Origin of the sequence: Leptothoe sp. LEGE 181152, from assembly GCF_032906605.1 — a bacterium.
Taxonomy (GTDB): Bacteria; Cyanobacteriota; Cyanobacteriia; order Phormidesmidales; family Phormidesmidaceae; genus Leptothoe; species Leptothoe turfae.
This window is the reverse complement of sequence record NZ_JASATU010000062.1, coordinates 88985-111274: the sequence shown is the minus strand read 5'-3', so window position 1 is coordinate 111274 and position 22290 is coordinate 88985. Positions and strand designations below refer to the sequence as shown.

The window sequence follows — 22290 nt, the reverse complement described above, 5'->3', positions numbered from 1 at the left end:
CATGACACACACTTTATTCTTGCTGGGACAGACTACACCAGCAGGGGATCAAAAAATATCGGTCCAGGCCGAAACCACTGAGACCGTTAGTTACGAACTTGCCCAGGCCATTCCTATTTCACAGGCTAACCAAAATACAGCCCAGGCAGGTGCCGTTTTAGGCGGTAGTGCCTTAGTTCTTGGCCTGATTGGCATTGGCGCGCTAATCATAGTGCTCAAAACCTGCCTGCGTATTTGCAACCCCAATCAGATTTTGATTATCTCGGGTCGTAAATACAAAAACAAAAGGGGGCAGACAGTCGGTTACCGCGTAGTGTTTGGTGGTCGTACGTTGGTGGTACCCATTATTGAACAGGTGCAAAGCATGGACATGACCACCATGCCTATCCCCGTTGAGGTGACAAATGCCTATGCCAAAGGGGGTACACCACTGAATATTCAAGCCATCGCTAATGTCAAAATTTCTAGCAATCGCAGCGTTGTTGGTAACGCCATTGAGCGCTTTCTAGGCCGCAACCGCTCCGAAATTCGTCGGGTGGTCCGCGAAACCCTTGAAGGTAACCTACGCGGTGTTGTCGCCCTACTTACCCCTGAGCAGGTCAACGAAGATCGCATGAACTTTGCCGAGCGCATTGCAGCTGACGTTGCTAAAGATCTCAGTAAGTTGGGACTGCATTTAGATACGCTCAAAATTCAAAGTGTCACCGATGATATGGACTATCTCAGCTCCATTGGTCGCCGCCAAATTGCCAATATCATTCGCGATGCTGAGATTGCCGAGTCTGAAGCTGTGGGTGAAGCCGACCGTATCGAAGCCGATTGCCAAAAGCAAGCGGAAGTAGCAAAAACCCAGGCTCTGACAGTTGTACAGCAACAGCAAAACGAACTTCGCAAAATCAAAGCTGAGCTAGAGGAACGAGCCAAATCTGAAGAGGAACGCACCATCGCTGCCGCCAAAGAAGCCCGCGCCCGTGCCGAGCAACAGCTCCAGACAGTACGAGCCGAGCTAGAGCGACTGCGTCTACAAGCCGATGAAGTACTGCCTGCCCAAGCTGCAAAACAAGCTCAGGAACTACACGCCAAGGGTCAAGCCGCTGCTCTCGAAGAGAATGCTAAGGCCGCTGCTCTCGTCAACAACATGCTGGCTGAGGTCTGGGCCGAAACCGGAACCGATGCCACCCAGGTCTTTTTGATTCAACAAATTGACATGGTACTGAAGGAAGCCGCTAAAATTCCTGACCGCATCCATCTTAAGAATGTCAACGTTATTGACAATGGCGACGGTAAGTCTATTGCCAACCTGGTCAATGTCTATCCCGACGTTGTCCGTCAGTTCCTTAAACAGGTAGACGACACCCTGGGTATCGATGTTACGGGCACCCTGAACCAAAGCTTAGATTTTCAGCGCCAGTTAGAACCCGCTGTCACAACCCATACAACAACTGTAGAGCCCAACATGGAGGGCAATCGCTAATGGAAGGTTTAATTCTTTTACTCGTTATTTTCGGTGGTGGTTCTGGAGTAATCTCCCTAATCATCCGCAACCTCTACTACATTTGTCAGCCGAATGAGGTACTGATCTTTGCGGGCGCTCAGCAGCGATTGGGGCAAAAAACGATAGGCTATCGTCTGGTCAAAGGTGGTAGCAGCATTCGTAAGCCCTTGGTAGAAAAGGCGCTGCGCATGGACCTCACCAACATGATTATCGAGCTCAAGGTAACTAATGCCTACTCTAAAGGCGGTATTCCGCTGCAGGTAGATGGCGTTGCTAACATCAAGGTCGCTGGTGAAGAACCCGCCATTCATAATGCCATTGAGAGATTGTTGGGCAAGAGTCGAAAAGAGATTGAAAAAATTGCCAAAGAGACCCTAGAAGGTAACTTACGGGGCGTTCTCGCTAGCCTTACACCAGAACAGGTAAACGAAGACAAAATTGCCTTTGCCAAAAGTCTCTTAGATGAAGCAGAAGAAGATCTCGAAAAGCTAGGATTAGTGCTCGATACCCTGCAGATTCAGAACATTTCTGATAACGTGCGCTACCTTGACTCCATCGGTCGTAAACAGCAGGCCCAGCTCCAGCGTGATGCCCGCATCGCCGAGGCCAAAGCCCAGGCAGCATCAGCTATTCAAACAGCTGAGAACGAAAAGATTACCTCTGTGCGCCGGATTGAGCGTGACACTGGCATTGCTGAAGCGGAAGCCGAGCGTCGAATCCAGGATGCCCTTACTAAGCGAGGGGCTGTTGTGGCCGAGGTAGAAGCTGAAATTGCCTCTGAACTCGTCCGTATTCAGTCCGAGATTCCAGTACAGCAAGAGCGCATCAAGCAAGTGACTGAACAGCTTAAAGCAGATGTGATTGCCCCAGCTGAGGCCAATTGCAAACGAGCGTTGGCAGAAGCCAAAGGGGATGCGGCTCAGATTGTTGAAGATGGTAAAGCCCAGGCCGAAGGTACTAAACAGTTAGCCGAGTCCTGGCGCGCTGCTGGAGCAAATGCCCGCGACATTTTCTTACTACAAAAGCTAGAAATGTTGTTGAAGACCCTGAGTGCTACGGTACCCGATGTTGACATTCAGAATGTCACCATGATTGACAGTCAGACAGGGGGCACCGCAAAACAGGCAATTGCCATTATCGAACAGTTAAAACAGACGACTGGCCTGGATATTGCCAGTGCCGTGAACAATCTGGCTAGTAGCTCCCAGCGATTACCAGAAGGGAAATAATATCAAATTCGATAAAGTCTCTCTGATTTACACTCAAACTGGATAATCTCGTAGGGGTGGTGCCTTCCACCCTGGGATAATTGTCTAAATCTCCTCGTAAACAAAACCCCATGGAGGCAAGCCTATGCCGCTATGGGGTTTATTTGTGCTGACCTTATGCAAGGAAGACCTTGAATTTTGAAGATAGACGTTGTAGGGGCAGCCCTTGTGGCTGCCCCTACAGAAATCCAAAGAATTAGGCAGTAATTAAATGATTGAAACAACCATTACATGTGGCCAGCAGTAATGGCACCCACAGCCGCTGTAAACAATATGCGAGTGACTTCAATAACGCCAGCAACGGTAATCACAGCACCAATCTTACGGATAATAGCTGGCGGCATGTTGCCGTCCCATAGTGGGTTAATAGCACCAATGTAGTTAAACTGATTAACGTTACCTTCACCTTGATAACGCTTGATGCTGAGTTCCTTAGGTAGAGCAGGTAAATCCTGATCGCTGGACGATAGCTTGATGGAACGACGGCTAGGCACCTGGTAAGAACCAAACGCATTCATGTACTCTTCAGAACCGGTCAGCTGCTCAGCAAAGGTGCGAATGCCCTCTGAAGCTAGCAATGAACTCCACTTGAATACTTCTGACTGAATGGCAGGGCGACCTAGAACCCGCTCAAAGCAAAGCTGAACAAAGCGATAGTTGCTGTTGTTGGCCAGAATGTAGTTCACGAACATATCAGAGCAAATTAGCTCGCGAACCAACTCCTGCGTGGTAATTTCATCATTGAGATAAGCTGAATCCAGAGACTCATTGTGGTGAAAATCAATGTTGCGATTGTCTTTGAAGAGACGACGATAAACTGCTTGCAAGCAGTCTGCTTTATCCATCGTAGAAAACATCTTAATGCCGCTGGCATCACCACTTTCTAAACGGATACCACCGTTGGTGGCTACGGGGATGACCTGATTGTTATTGGCAAGTGTCTGCATTTTTAATTGACTTTTATAAATGGACAAGCAGGCCGACATAGAGCCCTTTAGTCAAGGACATATTAGTGACAGGCCGTCCCCCACTAGCAAAACTGATAAGTATATTTACTCAATTTGTTTAATTATGTTGCATTTTCCTCAGAAAAGGGAGCTCTAAGTGGGGTGCTCACCCACTAGAAACGACTGATATCTAAAGATTCTTGAGAAATCGTTAGGGTTTTTAGACTTCTTTTAGGATACGTAAAGAAGCATAACGATAATTGCAATTGAATAATAATCAGTCTTGTACGCCTGAAGTCAAATCAATAATTTTGCACTAAGGCCATGGCAACCGTCGAAACTAGTATGCGATCGCACCCCACCCTAAGACACAGTCTTTTGCTGCGCATCGTACTGATCCAAAAATAAAAGCACATCAGCACACCACTGCAGCCAGCTTGTTTCGTAAGCAATCCCTCGTTTCAGGGTGAGATATTTAAACTGCAGCTCCACAGGAGGATCAGGATGACCCAAACACGTCTCCTCCACAACACGATACTCATCTAACTGCACCTGATGTAGTGCCTGACGATGGTGTAACTCTTTCAACAACATCTCCCGGGGCATTTTATAGCCAATCATCGCCTTCACCAGCAAATCTTCTCGGATTTGGGTGCGTTCAGTAGGTTCTGCATACCAGCGGGTAAGTTCACTCCATCCCGAATCTGTAATGCTGTAAATCTTTTTGTCCGGCTTACCTTCCTGGGGCACCTTTTCAAAATTCACCCAGCCTTGGGACTCCATTTTAGATAGCTCTCGATATACCTGCTGCTGGGAGGCTTTCCAAAAGCAGCTAAGCCCTTCGTCAAAGCGTTTACTAATGTCGTATCCGCTATCGGGTCGCTGGGCTAACAACGCAAGGATGGTGTGGGCTAGGGCCATAGAATTTAAAGACTTAACAGACAGACTTAACAGACAGATTTAATGGAGAATCCGTTGACATATCCAACATGTTGAGTATACGCTATGGAATCATAAGCAACAAGTTGGATATCAATTATTTGATTATCAACTACGCGAATATCAACTAAGTGAATATCAACTGTTTGGATATTGAGCTATGGTTTCATCAACGTCTGATACCAGTGCAAAGCGCCCTAGCTGGCACTGGTTATGGTTGCTGCCGGTATTAGTAGCTCCTGCCATCTGGCTGGGGCGTTTTCGGTCTGGCTCAGCTGTGGCTGAGGATGCGATTCAACCGCTCCCCGTTCAAACCCAAGCCTTAGAACGTGTTAATGAATATCAAGTAGAGCGCACCTACACCGGTGAAATCGTTGCTCGACGCAGTAGTGATCTGGGTTTTGAGCAAGCAGGTACCCTGGTGGAAGTGCTTGTAGATGAAGGGGATACCGTCGCTGCCGGAGCACCTCTAGCTCGGTTAGATACCCGCAGCCTGCAAGCTCAACGTCAGCAGATTGAGGCCCAACGTCGTCAGGCTCAGGCTCGATTTGAAGAATTAGAACGCGGTCCCCGTCAGGAAGATATTGCCGCTGCCGCTGCTGCTGTTCAAGACTTGCAAGCTCAGCTTGACCTAGCGCGGTTACAGCAGGTGCGCCGTGAGAATCTCTATATTCAAGGTGCAATTTCTTTAGAAGAACGAGATGAGGCCACATTTGGTGCCGATGCCTTAGAAAGTCGTCTTAATCAGGCCAAAAGTCAGTTAGATGAGCTAAACACAGGTACTCGGGTGGAACAAGTCAGCGCTCAGGATGCCCAGGTAGACCAAATTGAGGCCAGTTTGAAAAATTTAGATGTCTCCATTGCTAAAAGCGTTATCTACGCTCCTTTTGATGGTCGTGTCTCTCTGAGGCTTATGGATGAAGGTGTCGTTGTCAGCCCAGGTCAAACCATTATGCGTCTGGTGGAAGGCAATGCTTTGGAGGCTCGTATTGGAGTACCTCGCCAGATGGCAAGTCGTATTAATAGCGGCGACGTTCAGACAGTTGAAGTTGATGGTGCATCGTTTGAGGGTAGAGTTACTGCACTGTTGCCAGAGCTTGATGATGCTAGCCAGACGGTCACTGTGGTAATGGCTTTGCCACCGGCAGCACAGCCAACAATTGGTGCAACTGCACGACTGGAGTTGCAAGATCAACAGAATGAAATTGGCTACTGGTTACCAACCAGTGCTCTTGTTGCTGGAGAGCGAGGATTGTGGTCGGCCTATGTATTGGATGAGGCGGAAAGTGACATTGGTGAGAATCTTTATGAGGTGAGTCGTCGAGAGGTGGAGGTGCTGTATACGGAAAGTGATCGGGCTTTTGTGCGGGGGCTTCTACAGCCAGGGGAAGAGATTATTACCAGTGGTACGCATCGGCTGGTGCCAGGGCAGTTGGTGAAGAATTAGGAGCGTGAAAATTGGTCAATAGCGGTGGGGGTTGCTCAGGGCTTTCCTCCCTGAAACCCTTCCTTTCGTGGGGGCCTCCACTCCCCCACCGCTAACCAAGCTATTTTCCTATACAAAGTCTTGACTAAGAACTGCTTTTTCTCTTGACCTAATTATGTTTAATCTATTTTTTCGAAATCGGCAGTTACTATTTTTGACGCTAACATTAGTTATTGTCTGGGGTCTGTCTGCATTCTTATCATTACCCCGGTTGGAAGATCCTGAAATTGTTCAGCGGTCATCGACGGTGACTACCTTTTTCCCAGGGGCTAGTGCAGAACGAGTAGAGTCTTTAGTAACTGACAAAATTGAGGAAGAGCTGTCTGATATTGAAGAGGTTGAGGAGATTAGTTCGTCTTCTGGTCCTGGCATATCGGTAGTTACAGTGGAGCTGAAGGATACGGTGTCTGCTGTGGAGCCAGTATGGGCACGGGTGCGGAGTCAGATTGACGATGTGATTCCTGAGCTACCTGCTGAGGCAAGTCGGCCTGAGTATGAGGATCAAGAGGTACAGGCAAGCGCCATGATTGTGGGGCTAACGTGGGAGCTGAATGAGCCAGTTAACTATTCGATTCTGCGTCGGGTGGCAGAGGGCTTAGAAGTTGAATTAAGAAACTTGCCTGGGACGGACAGTGTAGAGCTGTTTGGTGAGCCGGATGAAGAGATTCAGGTGGAAATTAGTCAGGCTGATTTGCTGAAGTTAGGCATTAGTGCCCAAAGTTTATCACAACAGATTAGGGCTAGCGATGCGAAGATTTCTACTGGAGAGCTGCGAAGTGATGCTACTGAACTCTTGTTTGAGGTGGACAGTTCTCTGGATTCGCTGGATCGGATTCGAGAAATTCCAATTCAGGTAGGGGCAGAGGGGCAGATTGCTCAGCTAGGAGATATTGCTCAGGTAACCAAAGGAGTACAAACTCCAGTCTCTGATCTGGCATTGATCGGTGGTCAACCCGCCGTTGTAGTGGCAGCCACTGTTGAGTCTGACTACCGTGTAGACCAATGGGCACAGCAGGCCAGAAAAGTTCTCAAAATGTTTGAAGCTGATCTGTCAGATGGTCTTGGCATCAACATTGTGCTGGATCAAAGTCGGTATGTGCAACAGCGATTGAATGGGGTAATTGGCAACCTGATTGTTAGTTCTCTTTTAGTGATTGGCATCTCCCTGGTGGTGCTGGGATGGCGCTCAGCTTTGATTGTTGGCATGGCGCTACCGCTCTCTACACTGATGGTATTTGGCAGTATGAACGTGCTGGGCATTCCGCTACACCAGATGTCTGTTACAGGGTTAATTATTGCCCTGGGCTTGCTGATTGACAATGCCATTGTGGTGGTGGATGAGGTGCGGGTACACTTGCAAAGTGGCAGCCATCCTGCGATCGCGGTGGGTGAAACAGTGAAGCACCTGACAGTTCCGTTGCTGGCATCCACACTGACTACAGTGCTGGCATTTGTTCCCATTGCCACCTCTCCTGGTGGTACAGGAGAGTTTATTGGCACGATTGGCAGCACTGTAATTTTAGCGCTACTGAGTTCGTTAACTCTTTCACTAACTGTAATTGCAGCCTTAGCCGGCTTAGTCTATCGTTGGCGACCGTTACGTTCTCACTCTCAACATTGGAGTATTGGTGGCTTCTCTAATCAAACTCTCTCACGTATCTATGAGGGAAGTTTACGAGCTGTCTTTCGTCGACCTATTTTAGGTGTATTGATAGCCATGGTGCTGCCTATGGTGGGATTTGTGCAGTTTGCCAGTTTACCGCAACAGTTTTTTCCACCAACAAATCGTGACCAGTTTCAAATTGAAGTGGAACGTCCGGCATCTAGCGCGATCGCAACCACCCGCGCTCAAACCCTGGCTATCCGCAACCTGATCCAACAACATTCAGCAGTCAGCGATATCCATTGGTTTCTAGGCCAAAACGCCCCGTCTTTTTTCTATAACGTAATGGGCAGTCGTCGGAATGCATCTGAGTATGCCCAGGGAATTGTGCAGTTGGAGTCCACCGATAATCTGCGAGAGACAATTAGAACACTGCAAACTGAACTAGATAGGACATTTCCCGATGCTCAGATCCTGGTGAAACAGCTGGAGCAGGGACCACCTTTTGATGCGCCGCTTGAGGTCAGTCTCTATGGACCTGATTTGGAGCAGTTGAGGACACTGGGAAATCAGCTGCGGCTAATATTGTCTCAGCTGAATGAGGTTACCCATACTCGGGCCACGTTGACGGAGCTATCGCCAAAGCTAGCATTGAAGGTGGATGAGGCAGCAGCTAAACGAGTGGGATTGGATAATGGTGCGATCGCATCCCAACTCAGTACTCTTCTAGATGGTCAGCTCGGCGGTTCTATTCTAGAAGACACAGAAGATATTCCTGTGCGCGTACAGCTACCGGAGCAGGAGCGCGGTGACTTAGCAAGCATTACCTCTGTTGATTTACTCAGTGCTACTGGGACAACAGTTCCCTTTTCTGCCGTGGCATCAGTTAACCTACGTCCAGAACTGAGCACTATCGCTCGACGGGATGGACAGCGGGTGAATACGGTACAGGCATTTATTACGGCGGGGTCTTTGCCCAGCACTGTTTTGACTGAGTTTCAACAGGCATTGACAGAGCAGGGCTTTGAGCTACCCACGGGGTATCGTCTCAGCTATGGAGGGGAGGCTGATGCCAGAGGATCTGCTGTTGGTAATCTGTTGTCAACGGTGGGAGTTTTGGTGGTATTGATGACAGCGACACTGGTATTGTCATTTAATTCCTTTGCATTGGCTGGGTTGCTGGCAGTTGTTGCAGTGGCGGCAGTGGGTTTAGCAGCAATGGCCCTGTGGTTGTTTAACTCACTATTCGGCTTTACTGCCATTCTTGGCACGCTGGGTCTAATTGGTCTAGCGATTAATGACTCGATTGTTGTGTTAGCAGCCTTACGAAATGATCCGCTGGCACGAAAGGGAGATGCAGGCGCAACGCGACAGGTGGTGATGAGGGCAACGCGGCACGTAGTGGCGACGACGGTTACAACGATTATTGGGTTTACGCCGCTATTGCTCGATTTGACTGGGTTTTGGCCACCGTTGGCGATTGCGATCGCTGGGGGTCTAGGGGGGGCAACACTGTTGGCGTTGTATTTTATCCCGTCAGCTCATTTGTTAATTCATCGACCTAGGAAAACATTGGTTAAGGTTACAACGAGCTAAAAGGACAACAAGAATAAAACTTTGAATACAAGAGTGTCTGAGCTAGATCTCCCCTTGATAAGGCAGGATGTCGAGCATCTTTTCGAGATGTGCATATACGATAGCCCGTAGTTGGGTTGAAACATGAAACCCAACACCCCATCCAACACCTATCCCCCTCCCTTAAGCCCATCCATCGATTTTGGATGTAAAGCCCAACGATATTATGGAGTTAGTAATTGGTGAAACCTTAAGTGATCTTCAAATAACAAGGCTGCTATTACAAAGAAATACTGACTAAAGCCCGTGTGCGAGACTCCATCGTTTGAGTCGATCCCAAAGCAGCGTGAACCACCTTACCAACAGCCTCCTCACTAGACTGAGCATATCGATCTGCAAGTGTTTGATTGAACCACCTTTCAACATCAATGGTCAGCTGCTCCAACCATGGAGAGATATTGCCTATGGTTAACTGACGAAGTAAAGGATAAACAACAGTCTCCTGACGATGCTGTCCTAGATGACTGTAGCGCGTCTGAAAATAGCGTTCCACATCTAAATCCCATTTCTGTTGAAAACGCATCAGACTTTCCAGCCCCCACGCATCACTCCAACGCAACATAAAACAAGACCAATCAGCCCAATTATTGGGTTTCTGTGGAACATGGGTCACAACTGAGGCAGGTTCACAGAACATGAGCCCACCAACGCGATTCACATTGAGACAAAAATCCATATCTGCCTGAGCCCCCACCAACCTTGGGTCCAAATAGCCAATCTGAGCAAAAATCTCTCGTTTAATCAACAGACAGTTTAACTCTGCAAATTCACAGGCTCGTCTAGACAATTGAGATTTCATAGCTGTTGCTGAACAACCCACAAGAAAGGGTTGTTCATAAAGACAACGACGGGGCTGTCCATCCTGAACATCCATGAAGACCCTGGCCTCACCACCAGCTAGATGAATGCGCTCATGTAAAGGTGTACCCACACAGGTAAGGGGACAAACAACGGCTGCATCCGTCTCTTGGGAACATTGCCAAAGCCTTTCTAACCAACCATTTGAGACATGAATATCATTAGTAATAAAAACTATATAATCTGTCGTAACTTGACTTAGGCCCAGATTCCGGGCTTGATTTGGTGTAAGAAAATGCTCAGAACGTAATAACGTGAAATTATATTTAACTGCTGCTTGGGATAGGTAATTTTTAATCTGTTTGGGTGAAGCAGTATCCACATATACAAGTTCAAATGGCATTTTAGTATGCCTGTAGATACTTTCCAGAGTCTGCTGTGTACTACCAAAGCATTCGCGCGGTGAGACGACGATTGTAATCGAAGGCTTTGAGGCTGCTTGGGGTAAAGCATTGGGGTTAAAGCGTTTAGCAGTCATGGAAACCACTCAAAGTTTTCAGGCAAGGACAATAGACAGTAACTGTCAGCAATGACGGGTGGCTCTAAGCGTAGATATAGTTTATTTTTTCTCAATGGAGCATGCTTACAGCTAAACTAAAAGCATGGGTAATTCTACTCAAATATTGTAGTGGCAACCATACACATTGCTACCTCACGGACACAGAAAAAAAATAGATAAGAATGGAATGAGGTGTAATTTCTTCTAAGTCATTCAGCTATGGATAGCTGACAGGCTAATCTATCAGCATCCAACATTGAAGCTGACTAGAAGAAGAAATTAAAAGCGTTAACCGGGCTCTAGCTTAGCAAATAGCCTCAGTTATTCAGCCATAAATAGCTAACAGGCTTAACCTATCGGCATTCGAATTAAAGCTTACTGGAAGAAGACAAAAGCGTTAACTGGGCTCTAGCTTAGCAAACAGCCTAGAGGAATGTGGGGGCTTTCCAAGAAACTGTTGCTGCTGCTTTTAGTTAATAATTAGCTCTCATCTTACTCATCTAAATTATTAATTAGTTCTCATCAAGAAAACTCAGTATAAATAGGGATTTTTATAGCCTGTAGAATAATAGGAACTCAGGATTATAAATAATTTTATATTGATACATATGTAGCTTATGTAAACAAAACTCAATAAAAAACAAATAATGAAAATAGATTTTTATCTATTTATCAATGCTATCCATTCTGTCAATGGTAAACCCGACCAAACCATCACCACACACAACGCCTAAACCAAAAACATAGCGGCTGTAGTATGGCATTAAGGTCTAACTCTGTTTTTGAGAGGCAGTTTTTGTCGAACAATCGAATACTCGAACACCACAACCAAGAAAAATCTACCATTGCTGATCTGCGGTATGTTTCAACCCGCCCAATCTAGGTTGCTGGCAAGTTTTACGGGGCGATTCATCGTCTAAATCAGCAACGGCAGAGATCTCAGTTTGCCCCGTACAATTGATGGGCATGATACATCGGAGTAGGGAAGGATGTCGGCTAAACGCTATGTCATCATTGGCACAGGGGCCATTGGCGGTTATTACGGAGCACGATTACAGCAAAGCGGCTGTGATGTGAATTTTCTGTTGCGTAGCGACTATGAGCATGTAAAAAAATACGGCGTATTGGTGGAATCTGTCGATGGTGATATCACACTGCCCCAGGTAAATGCATACAATAGCCCAGCAGATATGCCACCGGTAGATGTTGTTGTTATTGCCTTAAAAACAACACAAAATCATCGCCTTACAGAGCTAATGCCACCGATGCGTAAGGGCGCAGTAATACTCACCTTACAAAATGGCCTAGGCATTGAAGAAGATATTGCCCAACTGGTGTCACCACAACAGATTATGGGAGGCCTTTGTTTTATCTGTTCTAACAAGGTCGGGTCAGGTCACATTCATCACCTGGATTACGGAAAAATTCAGCTCGGAGCCTACAGTGGGAAAAATCAACAGCGAGAACTTACAACCACGATGATGGAAATTGCCGATGACTTCCGTGGAGCAAAGATTCCCATAGATGTCACCGAAGATTTGTTTATGGCCCGTTGGCGCAAGCTAGTGTGGAACGTGCCTTATAACGGATTGTCGGTGGTGTTGGATGCGACCACGAATGAGCTGATGGCAGATGAGGCGGTTAAGGCACAGATCCACACCCTGATGACGGAGGTGATCACGGCTGCCAACACATGGGTTGACCATCTTTCTAAGCAAACTGCTTCGACTCGCCATATTCCTATAAATTGGGCCGCTGACATGCTGAATGCCACTACAAAAATGAAGCCCTATCGTACCAGCATGAAAATTGATTTTGATGAAGGGCGACCATTGGAGGTGGAGGCGATTTTAGGTAACCCGGTGAGGGCCGCGGCAGAGGTAGGGGTCAAAGTACCGGAGATGGAAAAGCTTTATAAGCAAGTGCGGGCGCTTTCAAATTGAGGCACCCTTTACATAGGTTTACACTAGTAGATAACTGGTAACTTATTCCGAAATCATCACTGTTCCATCCCATGCCCACCGTCATCAAACGCGTATCTCAAGAGCTGTTTGACAGCGTTTCCCAGGAGGCATCAGCGCTGCCTCGTTTACGGAAAAACCACAACTTGCATCAGCTACCGGACTCTGTCCAACGGTTTATCAATGTGTTACAGCCTGGCACCTATGTGCGTCCACACCGACATCTACGGGCTAAAGATAGCAATGGGTTTGAGCTATTTCTGGTGCTTCAGGGTGAGATTGGTTTTTTAATACTGAATGAGCAGGGGCAGGTGATTCAGATTGAGCGCCTATGTGCCCAGGGACCAACCTATGGTTTAGAGCTGGCGGAAGGACAGTACCACTCGCTGATCGCCCTGGCTCCAAATACGGTGATGTTTGAGATTAAGGAAGGGCCTTACGTACCAGCAGCAGATAAGGATTTTATGCAGCAGTTTCCGGCAGAGGGAACCGTTGCGGCACAGCAGCAGGTACAGGCATGGGCTGAGTTGTTTTCGGGTTAGGCCTGTACCGATGGCCCTAGGGTGACCTTGATCCTAGAAAAGATGATTTGCCGATAATGGAAAGCGCAACCTTGAATCAACTGCTAACACATATGGACCATGGTTTTGATATCGGGGTGACGCTGTTGGAGCGTACCTTGTTTTTTGGACTGTGGGGTGTGCCGCTGATTGTGCTGTGGTTGATGGCAGGGTCGGTGTATCTGACGCTGCGCATGGGGTTTATTAATGTGCGGGGGCTGCGCCATAGCCTGGCGGTACTGCGGGGTGACTATGATGACCCGCATGAGGTTGGGGAGGTGAATCACTTTCAAGCGTTGGCGACGGCGATGTCGGCAACGGTGGGGTTGGGGAATATTGCTGGAGTTGCGATCGCAATCCAACTGGGAGGCCCCGGTGCAGTCCTTTGGATGACCATAGCAGGACTACTGGGCATGACCACCAAATTTACCGAATGCACCCTGGCCCAAGAATATCGCGTTATCCAAGATGGCCAGGCATTGGGGGGCCCCATGTATTACCTCAGCCAGGGCCTGGCCGAGCGCGGGCTCAAACCCATGGGACAGTTGCTGGCAGCTACCTTCGCCATTCTTTGCATGGTTGGGGCCATCGGCGGTGGCAATATGTTTCAGGCCAACCAGTCGGGGATGGCAGTCGCTGCCCTGGGGAAACACCTGCAGTGGAGCTGGCTAAGTGAGCCTAGCGTTTACGGTATCGCTCTCGCCCTGGCGGTTGCTACTGTGATTATTGGCGGTATCCAACGCATTGCCCAGGTAGCCTCAGCCATTGTGCCAACCATGGTAGGGCTTTACCTAACTGCCGCCCTCTGGATCGTATGCCATCACCTGGGAGATATCCCCAACGCCATGGGTCAAATTTGGCATTCGGCCTGGCATCCAGTGGCCATTGAAGGGGGCATCGTCGGCGTCATGGTACAGGGTCTACAGCGAGGTGTTTTCTCCAATGGTGCAGGTACGGGTGCTGCAGCCATTGCCCACGCCACCACTAAGAATCCTGAACCCGTCCGTGAAGGTATCGTCGCCCTGATAGAGCCACTGATCGACACAGTTATTATCTGCAATCTAACCGCCTTAGTCTGCTTGCTAACAGGTGTTTATCAACCTGAAAGCATCGTCAACGGCATTGAGCTCACAACGACTGCCTTTGCCACCGAAGTGCCGATGATGACCTGGGGGCTGGCCATAATTGTTTGCCTATTTAGCTTTTCCACAATTATTTCCTGCTTTTATTATGGCGAAGCCTGTTGGCGCTACTTGTTTGGAGAGCAAGGTCTATTGACCTATAAGCTACTCTATATTTTGGGTAGCTTTTGCGGCACCATCATTGGCCTAGATACTGTGATTCGCTTTAGTGACATCATGGTCTTTGCCCTTGGTATTCCCAATATGCTGGGTCTCCTACTGCTATCCAACCAGGTAGCCCGTAGCCTAGACAAATACTGGCATACTGAACATTCCTTTCAGTCACCACCCACCACTGACCACTCATCCTCTTCTAATCCCTAACCATCTTGCCCCAATCTACAGCCCTACTTTTTACAAATAGGTGTAACCTATAGGCACTTTTGGTCAGTAGTAAATCTATAGGGCTGTAGTCGGGTAATGGGTAGTGATGTTCTAATTTTGACAGTCTATTTTTTGGTAGTGATTTATGTGCTCTACCAAATGGCACTCTCTGTAGAAAATACCCTGGAAAACAAATTAAAGGTTGACTTAAACCGTGAGGGGTTACTTGCTCAGGTTAACCAACAACTGCAACAACTTCCCGATACACAGCAAATTACGGCGGAAATCGAGGAGCTGGAGCTGAAAGGATTCAGATTACCACCGCAACTGGCCCTAACGGTCACATCTCAAAATAATGCTCAGCAAAAGCGCAAAGTGACCGTCAATGTTGGCCCCATGGGCCGCATGCCTCTGGCCATGTCACTGATGGACCTCAATGTCACTATCCGCAACACAACGAGTGATGCCCAGGTATTTATTGATTGGGACAGAAGCACGGTCAGCTCAGGAACTACACGACGAACACAGCGCGTTGTACGTGCAGGCATCCCCATTAGTGGCGACTTATCTCGATCTCAAGTATTAAGCGTAATTAACCCTGGTGAATCTTTTGTTACCAGAGTCACAGGAGAGAATTGTCTAGGCCTGGATCCAGAGACCCGCAACCTAAGACCGGGCAGACCTTTGATTGAGATGATTGAAGTAGCGGATCTGATAACAGATTTGATTGAGACCCCTGAGGACATCCAGGATCTTCCACCGATGATGGCCTATAGCTTAGGATTGATGATTGGCATCCGCCAGATCACTCACGATCAGACAAACCACACTGCTTATCTGTTGCTGCCGTTTAATTTTCAAGCTGTCTTACTTCCCGATGAAATTGCCTTTCCGCCCCTACGTTGGTTACTTAATCGCCCCCGTCCTGAAAGTGCACGAGACGCCTTAACTACATTACTTTTAGGGCGACCAAAGCTATAAGCCACCCACGATACATTTTTCAAATAAAGAAGCCTCTAGCACTTATTACTAGAGGCTTTGCTATGGGTACGACTGGCAGAATAGCCCCTGATGCTCTCATCCTCCAGGTCTATGACGTAGCCAGTGATTAAAATATTCTGATTTTGGTGGCATTGAGCTAAATTGCTGAGCTTACTGACACTAAGTTACCCATTCTCAACTATCGTCAGGATTAATCCTTTCTCGGCCAATCCGTAATGCTTCATCTAAGAGACGTTCACTCAACTGTATGCAAATGGTTGCGTAAGAGCTCTTAAAGATCTTAAAAAACTCATCCACCACCTGGTCTACAACCTCAGGTGGCAAGTTTTCAGCCTGGATAATTTCTTGAATTCTAGGATCCTCTGGTTCATGCTCAACCATGCGTCCGGCATATTGGATATTCTGTCAATTATTAGTTTGGCTTATTTATCTGACCTAGTCTAGCCTTGTTATATGGTTAAAGCGTATTGATTATGCAGTTGGCTTGCTGAGAAAAGCCACAGTTCATAGAAAAAAGCTGGCCAAACTCCTCATGTAAGACCAACCTGAGAGCTAGCATAGGTCCCTAACATCAAGCATTACCGGAAAACCCCAGCCAGATTTGGAAGATATCTTTGCACCTGATTGCCGCTTGTGGTCAGCCAGTTGTAATTGATTTCCTTAGGAGTCTGATTCGCCATGGGTATTCGTCATATAGGCCATGTGGTAGCCCTAATCCTGCCGCTGTGGATTGCCTGCAGTCTAGCCAAAGCTGAAGCCCCCGCCCCGGCCACACCAGCTACCTCCACACCAGCCGAGCTGCAACAGGTACCACCCAATGGGCTAGAAAGTCTTGATGAGCAAGGCTTCAGATATTTTCAAACCATGGGACCCTTAGAATATGCAACACGTTTAGGTGGTATCCCAGACACACCGACTTGGCGTGTAAGAGTGCGCTTGTATCCGGTTTGGCAAAATTCTGAGTTTCTTTATCACGTAAAGCTCGATCACTACAATCTATCGCCAGCACTTTATCAAGCTTTAGTAGATAGCCATGGGGTAGAGAATGTGGACCCTAGCTTAAACAGCACGACGCCACACCTAGCCATTGGATTGGAATTTTTACCTGTGATGAATATGGCTGCTGACTGGCTACCAGCCGCTACACAAATTGAGCAATCAGCGCTTGATAGGGCTACAACCTGTGGATTAGGACTAGACTGCGCAGCCATAGAAGAGCCCAACAACAGTACTTGGGCAATTGAAACAACTATGGATATGGATATTGCTCCTTGGGATAGTGATAATGAGCCGCTTTACATGCTGGTCAGAGCATTAGCCAAACAAGCAGGTTGGTTGCAAGGGGGCTGGATATTACCCAACGAAATCCCTGAAGGCATTAGTGCTGAACGCCCCTGGGTGGAAGTATTGGTAACCAATTATGCAGGCAATGGCGGTGGCTACCTAGCAACCTGGATTGAGCATGTTGCCGATGACAGCATCCGTTCTATTGTTCATCAGATCTATTACGATGCCGCCTGGATGGATGTAAGTGGTAGCGCTAGCACTGGCTATGTGTGTAGCCGAGGGAGTGATGCAGGTGCAATCAGAGCGGTCTGTCCATAAAAAGACGATTCACCTAGTGACCACCAGACACCCACCATCTACTCAAGTAGCACAGTACAGACACCTATTTTCATGGACATATGTAACAAAAATCTTAAGTCTAAAAGCGACAGCGGCTAACCAGTACTTTAAAAGCACGCAACATTCCTGAAAGTACGCCTGGCAAGCATTTTAAACAATTACCTGTCTTTGGTTTAGATGATTAAGCAGCTTCGTAACACCCTTAACCTTGGGCCTAAATGAACTTTCACATATTTTTACTTCTCAGAATATAAAATAATCCGCAAATCTTAAGATATTATTAAATCAGTGTTTTTTTGAACTCCCCAATCATGCCAGGTTTTATTAGTCATCTGGCAGTTTTTTAAGTAACTCAGTTGAGAGTTTTCGAAAATTCATTTGTATATCGATTGAGAGTCCTGTAGACGATCTTGTTTTTCGGCACAAGTGATCTTGCAAGCTGCTCAGAATCGAGCCATTCGCTAGAACACCGGAATCGATCCAAAAGAATGCCTCGAATATCTCTCTGATCTATTAACTCAGTAGAGGAATCTTTCTGCGATGCTAACTAATAACCCAGCTACCTTTAAAGACTTACCCACTTCCCCTGCAATTCTAGAACAGGGTAGGGTATCTGTCTTTATCGATGCTGCCCATGTTTTTTATGCAGCGTCAACGCTGGGCATTGAGATTGATTACAGCAAATTGATATCACAGCTTGTTCCCAACGGTCAGCTATTACGGGCTTATTTTTACACTGGCGTAGATCCCAACAACATTAAACAGCAAGGGTTTCTGCTATGGATGAAGCGCAATGGCTATCGTGTAATTACTAAAGAGATTTCAACAAAAGAGAATTCTGATGCCTCCCAGCGCTCTATTGACTTTTGCGTTGAAATAGCAACGGACATGATCACACAGTCGGCTTTTTGCGACACCGTTGTGCTAGTCAGTGGAGATGGTCGCTTTACTCGCTTACTTAACCACTTTGCCCATTCAAGCACCCGCACAGAGCTGGTTAGCCTGCAGTCCATTACGAGCGAACGCCTGCTTAGTGAAACGGATAGTGCCACTGATTTTGCAAGTTTTAAGGATGCGATCGCAAAGCGGCATGCTAACTACAAACGTGCCAGATTTAGTGCGGCCTAAACATCAGACCCCAACCATAGTTGCATTCCATCAGATTGAAACGCTTATTAAACAATACGAGTTTCCTTACCTCTAAGGAAACTCGTATATCTCTTTAACCTTTAGCAGTTTTATACTTTATAAAAATGATTTCATTTAATAGTGAGCATCTCCGTCTGATTTGGAGCATGGTGGAAACTTATAGCTATATACTGGAAGGCTTAAGTGACGAGGCTATCTGCCTATGGTTATTGAAAAAAATAAAAGATAACATTCATCTGAGCCACGATGAAACTAATGAGATCAGAGCGTACATTCGCAGCCGCAGCCACTTAATTCGTGAAGTTGCTAACAATCAACCCATTTCTGACAATGTCAGAACAAAACAGTTCTCAAATACCCATGGCAGCAAACCCATAGAGCTTCCATACAATAAAGCAATATAGGGCCGTAGGTAGTACAACAAGACTTGCCAAAAATATAACAGTCGCTTTTACCGGCCAATGACGCTGAGAAACCATTGCCTTTGAATTCTAAATCAACAGTAGAGACATACACTTTCAATAAGCAAAGCAGTTAACCGTCTCAGGCACTTACTTAACCTATTGAAAACAAACTGCAAATAGCTGATTAAGGAAAAATGCTAGCTCAAGTCGCTTCAAATCCGACATTGAGAACCTTAAAAACTCTGACTAAGCGCTAGGACCAAACACATTTATCAGAGGTGTGTACATATTTATAACTAATATCCCTCGGACTGTTAAGAGAAGCTGAAGTTCTCTTAACTTTCTGTAATACTTGTAGCAGTAGGAAAATGTATTAAGTTGTTCCGTGTAGCTCTCCCTTCGTTGCCCCCTCCAGAATGAGACAGTTTGATCCGCCACACGGTCCAGGTAGGCTCCAGCAAGACCATGAATCATTTCCTGTCCATCGCATTGGTTTGACTCAGCCCCATGGCGTGTTGATGGCACTAGCGGCATCAGACTTCACCATTACACAGCTCAGTTGTAATACCACTGACTATCTAGGTATGGAGCCCCAAACATTGCTAGGACAGTCATTCCTGGATTTGTTAGAGTCCCCGGTATCAACGCAAGCGGAACTGCTACACCACTTAGCAAACGCTACGGAGCGTCCCAGCTATATACCCATTGCTATTTCCACATCAGATGACACCAAATACTTTGATGGTCTGGTGCATCGAATGAATGAAACCATCATTCTAGAACTAGAACCAACCCGTCTATATACGGCCCAGGGTCTGGCAGTTTTACAAAGCAACGCTCAACAGGCTATTGCTCGCTTACGCGGTGTCAACGACTTAATTGATTTTCTCCAGGCAGCTGCCACTGAAATACAGACATTGACTGGCTATGACCGAGTCATGGTCTATCAGTTTGATGAAGAACAGGCTGGTGCAGTGGTTGCCGAAGTAAAGCCCGCTGAGGCGGTGTCTTACTTAGATCTGCACTATCCCGCCACAGATATCCCGACCTCAGTGCGACAGCTTTATCAAAAGAGCGCGGTGCGATTTATCCCCAATCTAACCGCCCCCCCCGTTGAACTCATTTCTACAGAGCTTGAGTCGGGTAAGGCACCATTAGATTTAAGTTATTCCATCCTCAGAGGTGTTGACCCCTGCTGCATTGAATATCATCAAAACATGGCCGTCACTGGATTACTGGTGATTGCCTTAGTCAGTAACAATCAGCTGTGGGGTCTGATTTCATGCCACCACCCCACAGAGAAGTTCCTTCCTTGTACCGTTAGAGCGGTCTGCGAGATATTAGGACAGTTTATTGCCGCTGAACTAACCAGCAAAGTTAACCAAAATGAACTCCACTATCTCAACACCCTCAAGGCAATCCAGGCTGACTTTATCTCATCCATTGCCAGCGCAACAGACTTTAAACAGGCACTGATTCATCCAGAACCAAGGCTATTAGAAGTCCTCCAGGCTCAAGGCGTCGCAGTTTGTCTCGGTGAAGATATTACGCTAATTGGTCATACCCCTGCCACGGAAGATGTGCAGGCCTTAATTAACTGGTCTATAGAAACCAAAACCACAGAAATTTTTCACACCAACTGTCTGTCTGAGGAATATCCAGCCGCCATCAATTTTAAGGACATCGCCAGTGGTCTAGTTATTCTCAAAATATCTCAACTCCGGCGTTATCTCATTCTCTGGTTTCGGCCTGAAGTTCTACAAACGGTTAATTGGGCAGGAAATCCACAAGAGTCTATCCATGAAACCGAAGATGGCAGTATTTTTCTCTGTCCTCGCACGTCATTTCAACAATGGCAAGAGACTGTACAAGCCACAGCCCTGCCCTGGAAAGCAGCAGAAATAGACAACGCCCTAGCCTTAAAAAATGCCATCGTTGGCATTGTACTGAATAAGGCTGATGAACTGGCACAAATCAATCTTGAATTGGAGCGTAGCAATCGGGAACTCGATTCGTTTGCCTATGCAGCTTCCCACGATCTCAAAGAGCCCCTGAGAGGGATTAGCAATTTTTCAAATATCCTTTTAAGACGCCATAGTCAGGCTTTAGGTGACTCTGGTGTCAAGCGACTAGAAACTTTGGTCAAGCTAGCAGAGCGCATGGATGGGTTGATTGATGCTTTGCTTAAATTTTCACGACTAGGGCAAGCTGAATTGAACTCTCAACCCATCGATCTGAATAAGCTTTTACCAACAGTTATCGATATTTTGCAAGCTGGTCGTGAAGGTAGCGGACCGCTACTCCAGATTCAGATTCCACGACCTTTACCTACAGTCAGGGCTGACCCCGTATTAATTTTGGAAGTTTTTAGCAACCTCCTTAGCAATGCTCTTAAATACACTGATAAGCCCCAGCCCATGATTGAAATTGGCTATTTAGTTGAGCATGAGCAGCAGCTTGACAGTCAAGACAAAATCACCATCGCGCCCAATACATGCGTACTTTACGTTAAAGATGATGGCATTGGCATTCAGGAACGCCATTTTCAAAACATATTTCGGCTATTCAAGCGCCTCCATGAACGTGATAGTTACGGTGGTGGAACAGGGGTGGGATTAACGATTGCGAAGAAAATCATCGAACGCCATGGTGGGCACATTTGGGTGGCATCTAACTATGGTCAAGGGACTACCTTTTACTTCGTGCTAAACTGTGAAGAAAAATAATAAACTCTAACGAAAAATTAAATCTTTCTTAAGTTTATGCCCGACAATAGCACAACGCCTCTATTAGTCATTGAAGATAGCGATGAAGACTTTGAAGTCCTACAGATCTTCATGGAAGATCTGGCTGTTGCCAATCCTATCTATCGCTGCACCACCGGGGATAAAGCTCTAGATTTTTTGTATCGAAACCTGGATCAAGAAGCCCCTGAAAATACAGCACGTCCCTCCATGATTTTGCTGGATCTAAATCTTCCTGGAACCGACGGTAGAGAAGTATTAGAACGGCTAAAGCAAGATGATCAGTTTCGTGAAATTCCGATCGTTATTTTTACAACCAATTCTGATCCAAGGGATATTAAATTTTGCTATAGAAAGGGAGCAAATGGGTATCTAATAAAACCGGTTGGGACAGAAAAATTTGAGAAAGCAATTCAAGCCTTTGTAAACTATTGGTTGCATACAAATACTCCCCCTGATTGGGTTGAATTAACTGGGATAAATTAGGGATATATCAAGCTTAAAAATCAAAGTCAGACAAATGGGTATAGCGGACTGAAAGTCAGATTGCGCATGAATTCACTGCCTTACAAGGTAGGCAATCTTCTAGATGATCAAAGTCTGCACATT

At 46.7% G+C, this 22290-nt stretch carries 17 protein-coding genes; 13 read left to right on the top strand and 4 right to left on the bottom strand.

Going from position 1 to position 22290, the window contains the following annotated elements:
• Position 1 precedes the first annotated feature (1 nt).
• Both QGP82_RS28045 and QGP82_RS28040 read left to right on the top strand, forming a co-directional pair.
• On the top strand, positions 2-1474 hold the full coding sequence (locus tag QGP82_RS28045) for a flotillin family protein (RefSeq protein WP_163668003.1): 1473 nt from the start codon (positions 2-4) through the stop codon (positions 1472-1474).
• Positions 1474-2724, top strand: a complete 1251-nt coding sequence (locus tag QGP82_RS28040) for a flotillin family protein (protein WP_163668001.1) — start codon at positions 1474-1476, stop codon at positions 2722-2724. Before QGP82_RS28045 ends, QGP82_RS28040 begins: the two co-directional genes overlap by 1 nt.
• Positions 2725-2990: 266 nt before the next feature.
• Here QGP82_RS28040 and QGP82_RS28035 read toward each other — a convergent pair whose 3' ends face one another.
• Entirely contained in the window at positions 2991-3710 is a 720-nt protein-coding gene (locus QGP82_RS28035; protein WP_499061667.1) for a phycobilisome rod-core linker polypeptide, read from the bottom strand.
• A 363-nt stretch (positions 3711-4073) separates the two neighbouring features.
• Positions 4074-4631, bottom strand: a complete 558-nt coding sequence (locus QGP82_RS28030; RefSeq protein WP_499061666.1) for a PadR family transcriptional regulator — start codon at positions 4629-4631, stop codon at positions 4074-4076.
• 178 nt (positions 4632-4809) lie between these two features.
• On the opposite strand from QGP82_RS28030, the gene QGP82_RS28025 reads away from it, so the two are divergent.
• On the top strand, positions 4810-6096 hold the full coding sequence (locus QGP82_RS28025; protein WP_163702620.1) for an efflux RND transporter periplasmic adaptor subunit: 1287 nt from the start codon (positions 4810-4812) through the stop codon (positions 6094-6096).
• A 154-nt stretch (positions 6097-6250) separates the two neighbouring features.
• Positions 6251-9334 (top strand): efflux RND transporter permease subunit, encoded by a 3084-nt coding sequence (locus QGP82_RS28020; protein ID WP_499061665.1) that lies wholly within the window; start codon positions 6251-6253, stop codon positions 9332-9334.
• 259 nt (positions 9335-9593) lie between these two features.
• Here QGP82_RS28020 and QGP82_RS28015 read toward each other — a convergent pair whose 3' ends face one another.
• Positions 9594-10709 carry a glycosyltransferase family 2 protein gene (locus tag QGP82_RS28015; protein ID WP_499061664.1) on the bottom strand — a complete coding sequence of 372 codons (1116 nt, stop codon included), beginning with the start codon at positions 10707-10709 and terminating at the stop codon, positions 9594-9596.
• A 1010-nt stretch (positions 10710-11719) separates the two neighbouring features.
• Between QGP82_RS28015 and QGP82_RS28010 the strand changes: the two genes are divergently transcribed.
• From QGP82_RS28010 to QGP82_RS27995, 4 genes are all read left to right on the top strand, one after another.
• A complete protein-coding gene (locus tag QGP82_RS28010) occupies positions 11720-12673 on the top strand; it encodes a putative 2-dehydropantoate 2-reductase (RefSeq protein WP_499061663.1) in 954 nt (317 codons plus the stop codon).
• Positions 12674-12744: 71 nt separating this feature from the next.
• Positions 12745-13233, top strand: coding sequence for a WbuC family cupin fold metalloprotein (locus QGP82_RS28005; protein WP_163703349.1), 489 nt, complete (start codon positions 12745-12747; stop codon positions 13231-13233).
• Positions 13234-13289: 56 nt separating this feature from the next.
• On the top strand, positions 13290-14756 hold the full coding sequence (locus tag QGP82_RS28000) for an alanine/glycine:cation symporter family protein (RefSeq protein WP_499061662.1): 1467 nt from the start codon (positions 13290-13292) through the stop codon (positions 14754-14756).
• A gap of 96 nt (positions 14757-14852) precedes the next feature.
• A complete protein-coding gene (locus QGP82_RS27995) occupies positions 14853-15737 on the top strand; it encodes a hypothetical protein (RefSeq protein WP_499061661.1) in 885 nt (294 codons plus the stop codon).
• A gap of 195 nt (positions 15738-15932) precedes the next feature.
• Here the strand turns inward: QGP82_RS27995 and QGP82_RS27990 are convergent, their stop codons facing one another.
• Positions 15933-16139, bottom strand: a complete 207-nt coding sequence (locus tag QGP82_RS27990; RefSeq protein WP_006515584.1) for a hypothetical protein — start codon at positions 16137-16139, stop codon at positions 15933-15935.
• Positions 16140-16436: 297 nt separating this feature from the next.
• Between QGP82_RS27990 and QGP82_RS27985 the strand changes: the two genes are divergently transcribed.
• The 5 genes from QGP82_RS27985 (at position 16437) to QGP82_RS27965 (ending at position 22167) form a co-directional block, all read left to right on the top strand.
• The gene (locus tag QGP82_RS27985; RefSeq protein ID WP_499061660.1) at positions 16437-17363 is read left to right on the top strand and encodes a hypothetical protein; all 927 of its coding nucleotides are present in this window, start codon (positions 16437-16439) and stop codon (positions 17361-17363) included.
• 561 nt (positions 17364-17924) lie between these two features.
• Positions 17925-18512, top strand: a complete 588-nt coding sequence (locus tag QGP82_RS27980) for a LabA-like NYN domain-containing protein (RefSeq protein ID WP_006515587.1) — start codon at positions 17925-17927, stop codon at positions 18510-18512.
• A gap of 125 nt (positions 18513-18637) precedes the next feature.
• Positions 18638-18937, top strand: a complete 300-nt coding sequence (locus QGP82_RS27975; protein ID WP_499061659.1) for a hypothetical protein — start codon at positions 18638-18640, stop codon at positions 18935-18937.
• Positions 18938-19353: 416 nt separating this feature from the next.
• Positions 19354-21663 carry an ATP-binding protein gene (locus QGP82_RS27970; protein ID WP_499061658.1) on the top strand — a complete coding sequence of 770 codons (2310 nt, stop codon included), beginning with the start codon at positions 19354-19356 and terminating at the stop codon, positions 21661-21663.
• A 36-nt stretch (positions 21664-21699) separates the two neighbouring features.
• A complete protein-coding gene (locus QGP82_RS27965; protein ID WP_163667967.1) occupies positions 21700-22167 on the top strand; it encodes a response regulator in 468 nt (155 codons plus the stop codon).
• Positions 22168-22290: the final 123 nt, after the last annotated feature.